A 3,068-nucleotide genomic window follows, 5' to 3' on the forward strand; every position below is an offset into this window, starting at 1 on the left:
TTGGCGCGGTGGATGGAAGACGGCAACGTGGACTTCATCGGCCGGATCGACAACCAGGCGAAAATCCGGGGCTACCGAATCGAGACGGGCGAGATCGAGTCGCAGCTGCTGCGGGTGGAAGGCGTGCGCGAAGCGGTGGTGCTGGTTCGAAGTGACGCGAACGGGCAGAAGGCGCTATGCGCGTATTACACGCCGGATACCGGAGCGGAGCTGGTGGTGAACGATTTGCGCAGCGCGCTAGCGCAGGAGCTGCCGGGCTACATGATCCCGTCGTACTTCGTAGAGATGGAGCGCCTGCCTCTGACGCCGAACGGAAAGATTGACCGGAAGGCGCTGCCGGCGCCGGAAGGGGAAGCGGGAAGCGGAACGGAGTACGTCGCACCGCGCAATGAGCTGGAAACGAAGTTGGCGGCGATTTGGCAGGAGGTGCTGGGGCTTGCGAAGGAGATTGGCGTTCACGACAACTTCTTCGACATCGGCGGCCACTCCCTGCGAGCGACGACGCTGGCGGGCAAGGTATTTAAGGAATTAAACGTCAACCTGCCGCTGCGCGACGTATTCCGTCACTCGACGATTGCGGCGATGGCCGAGGCGATCGCCCGGATGGAACGGCGGGAGCATGAGGCCATTCCTCAAGCGGAGGAGAGAGAGTACTACCCTCTATCCTCCGCGCAGAAACGGCTGTTCATTCAGCACACGCTGGATGGAGCGGATCAGCTTTACAACATGCCGGAGCTGGTGCAGGTGGAAGGCGAGTTTGACTTAGACCGGTTGGAAGCCGCCTTGCGGAAATTGATAACACGGCATGAATCGCTGCGCACCGGTTTTGAAATCGTGAAGGCCGAAGCGGTTCAGCGGATTTACCCGCAGGTCGATTTTGCTATCGAGCATCATCAAGCGGATAAAGAAGATGCGGCTCAAATCGAGCAGATCGTCCGCAGCTTCGTTCGTCCGTTTGATCTCGGCAAGCCGCCGTTGCTGCGCGCCGGGGTCATCGAGCTGGAGCCGAACCTGCATATTCTCCTTTTCGACATGCACCATATGGTGTCCGACGGCGTATCGATGGCGATTGTGATTGATGAGTTCTCGAGTTTCTACGCCGGGGAAGAACTGCCGCCACTGCGCATTCAATACAAGGATTATGCCGTTTGGCAGCAGTCGAAGGCCCACCGAGAGCGGATCGGGCGGCAGGAAGCGTACTGGCTGCAAACCTTCGAAGGCGAGCTGCCGACGGCGGACCTGCCGATGGACTACGAACGGTCTGCGGCTCGTAGCTACGAAGGCGCGCATCTGGAGTTCGACGTCGAAGCTTCTCTCTCTGCGCGGCTGCGCGAATTGGCGGCCGAGCGTGAAAGCACGCTGTTCATGGTGCTGCTTGCGGCTTATACCGTGCTGCTGTCCAAGTACAGCGGGCAGGAGGACTTGGTCGTGGGCACCCCGGTGGCGGGAAGAACGAACGCCGATTTGGAACCGGTCATCGGGATGTTTGTCAATACGCTGGCGATCCGCAATCGTCCGTCGGGCGACAAAACGTTCTTGTCCTACCTGGAAGAAGTGAAGGAAACGGCTTTGGGTGCTTTCGAGAACCAGGATTATCCATTCGAGGAGCTCGTGGAGCGTTTGAATGTGAAGCGGGAGCCGGGCCGCTTCCCGCTGTTCGATGCCGTTTTCGACTTGCAAAATATCGAAGAACGAGACGCCGAGCTGGAAGGGGTCAGCCTGAAGACTTACGAGCTTGACCATTTGGAAGAAGCGAAGTTCGATCTGACGCTGTTTATGTATGAAAACAACGGGGCGCTGAGCGGGGGCTTCTTCTACGCCACCAAGCTGTTCAAAGAAGCGATGATCCGCACCTTGACCGAGGATTACCTGCGGGTACTGTCTCAAATTGCGGAAAATCCACAACTCGAGCTAAGCCGGATTGAATGTCATAAACCGGCGGCAGGCGCAAAGAGTGCCGTCGATACGATCGAATTCGCGTTCTAATCCTATAAGCGCGCCTCCGCCGTCAAGCGAAAGCGGCGCGCATCCCAAGGAAGACGGCGAACAACGTCCAAGCCCGTAAACGCGCAGGCCGAAAGCAAGCTTTTTCGGACCTGCGCCGGGGCATGCGGTCACTTCATTTTTAGGGGAGGTACAAATGAAATCTTTGTTTGAAAAGGAAGAACGGTACTGGAGCGGCAAGTTTGACGCCGAAGACAGCCTGAGCTTCCTTCCCTACAGTCAATCCTCCAAATTATCCGCCGACGGGGAAGCTGCGGCCGAGCCGGGCTTGCTTCACCGTACTCTGCCGAGCGAACTCTCGGAGAGAATCATTTGCCTCGCCAACGGTTCGGATTTGGCTTTGTACATGATTGTTTTGGCAGGAGTAAAAAGCCTGCTGTTCAAATATACCGGGCGGGACCAAGTGCTGGTCGGCATGCCTTCTTATAGCGCAGACCCCGACGGGACTCCGCCGCCGCATGACATCTTGGTGATCAAGACGTCCGTAAGCCGCCAGACTACGCTGAAAACGCTGCTCGGGGGCATCAAAGCCTCCATCGGCGAGGCGCTGGAGCATCAGCACCTGCCTTTTCGGAAAATGGTGGAGCCGCTCCATCTGGACTATACGGGGGACGGCCTCCCGGTCGTCAACACCGTCGTATCCTTCGCCCCGATTCATCCGGAACCGCTGGGTAACCGGGTGGCGGCCGATACGTTTTTTCGCTTCGACCGCCAAAACCACTCCATCGAGCTGGAAATAAGCTTTGACGGGCAGCGGTACGAGCGGGCATTTGTGGAACAGGCGGCCGACCATCTTGTTAGGCTGCTGTCCGTGCTTTTATTTCAGCCGGATCTGGAGCTCGGACAAGCCGATGTGCTGTCCCCAGACGAGAGGGAGACGCTGCTGAAGCGATTTAATGACACCGAAACCGGGTTCGAGCGGGAGAAAACGATTTACGGCTTGTTCGAAGAACAGGCGGAGCTTTACCCGGACAACGTGGCCGCCGTCATGAACGAGCGGCAGCTGACCTACCGCGAGCTGAACGAGCGATCCAACCGCCTTGCGCGGAAGCTGCGGGAGACGG

2 protein-coding genes are annotated in these 3,068 nt (G+C 58.2%); both read left to right on the top strand.

The features are described from left to right. Positions 1 to 1,986: condensation domain-containing protein (locus tag ACL9RM_RS26365; protein WP_414126687.1), on the top strand; the 1,986-nt coding region annotated here is incomplete at its 5' end. 154 nt (positions 1,987 to 2,140) lie between these two features. Beyond that, positions 2,141 to 3,068: condensation domain-containing protein (locus ACL9RM_RS26370; RefSeq protein ID WP_414126688.1), on the top strand; the 928-nt coding region annotated here is incomplete at its 3' end.

Source organism: Paenibacillus sp. S29 (assembly GCF_049319765.1).
In the GTDB taxonomy this organism is placed as follows: Bacteria; Bacillota; Bacilli; order Paenibacillales; family Paenibacillaceae; genus Paenibacillus; species Paenibacillus polymyxa_B.